Raw genomic sequence first — 1,130 nt, 5'->3', positions numbered from 1 at the left:
ATTTCCTACTTTTGTAGCCATATCGCCATTTGAACTAACTTCAATTGCATTTTGTGTTAATTCTTCAAGACCGATAGCCCCTTCAAAAGCTTCTCTTGTCCCACTACTTCCATCACGAGTATAAACATTAATACTAGAAGTAGTATTTGGTGTAGTACTTCCTTCTGTGCTATCAGGAGTTGTTGGTGCTGATGAGCATCCAGTAATTAATAACCCCGCAATTAATAAACTTAATAATTTTTTCATAAATTTCCTCCGATACCATCTTGGTACACTCTTAGAATATGAAATAATTATTAAATTTGTATGCTATTAATGTTAAATATAAGTAAAATCACTCAGAATTAATATCCGAGTGACTTAATTATTTTCTCAAAAATTACTTTGAATCCCTTTACTAATAGTATTGAAAAGGCAGAATACACAATAATAGTAACTATTAAATTAAATGGTAAAGATGTTAATCCTAAGAAATTTGCTCCAAACAAGAATGCTAAAGCTAATAATACTTGCATTGTAAATATGATTGCAAACCGATATTTGCTTAATGGCCTATATACCATATATAACGTAAATGTATATATGATCCCAGTTTGAATTGCATTAAAAGTAGACATAACTTTCATTGGGAAATCATACATAGATTCTATCGCCATTCCAATTAAAATGCCAAAAACAATTGCCATTGCTGATGGAATTGCATTTCTAAATGCTACTCTTAAAAACTTTCCATCAACACGTTCAAAATTAGGTTCAAATTGCAATAAGAACGTTGGAACTCCAATTGAAAATATACTAATAATTGTTAATTGTATTGGCTGAAATGGATATGCTTGAGATAGCAATACAGTTAATATAGATAACACAACCGAGAATGCTGTTTTAATTAAAAACATAGATGATGCGCTACGTATATTGTTAATAACTCTTCTACCCTCATTTACAACTGAAGGTAAACTGCTAAAGTCCGAATCTAGTAAAACAATATTAGAAGCATTCTTAGCTGCGTCACTACCTGATGCCATTGCAATTGATGCATTGGCTTTTTTAAGCGCAGGAACATCGTTAACACCATCTCCTGTCATTGCAACAACATGCCCATGTTTCTGTAATGATTCTACAAATAATTT

Annotated in this window: 1 protein-coding gene and 1 pseudogene; both read right to left on the bottom strand. The window is 31.4% G+C overall.

Going from position 1 to position 1,130, the window contains the following annotated elements:
• A pseudogene (locus tag RR430_RS09075) lies at positions 1-246 on the bottom strand (substrate-binding domain-containing protein); the annotation flags it as partial.
• A 98-nt stretch (positions 247-344) separates the two neighbouring features.
• A partial coding sequence (locus tag RR430_RS09070; protein WP_332509004.1) for an HAD-IC family P-type ATPase occupies positions 345-1,130 on the bottom strand: 786 nt, incomplete at its 5' end.

Origin of the sequence: Anaerorhabdus sp., assembly GCF_036641015.1 — a bacterium.
In the GTDB taxonomy this organism is placed as follows: Bacteria; Bacillota_I; Bacilli_A; order Erysipelotrichales; family Erysipelotrichaceae; genus Anaerorhabdus.
Note: the sequence above shows the minus strand (reverse complement) of the source record. Positions and strands in the feature narration are given on the sequence as shown.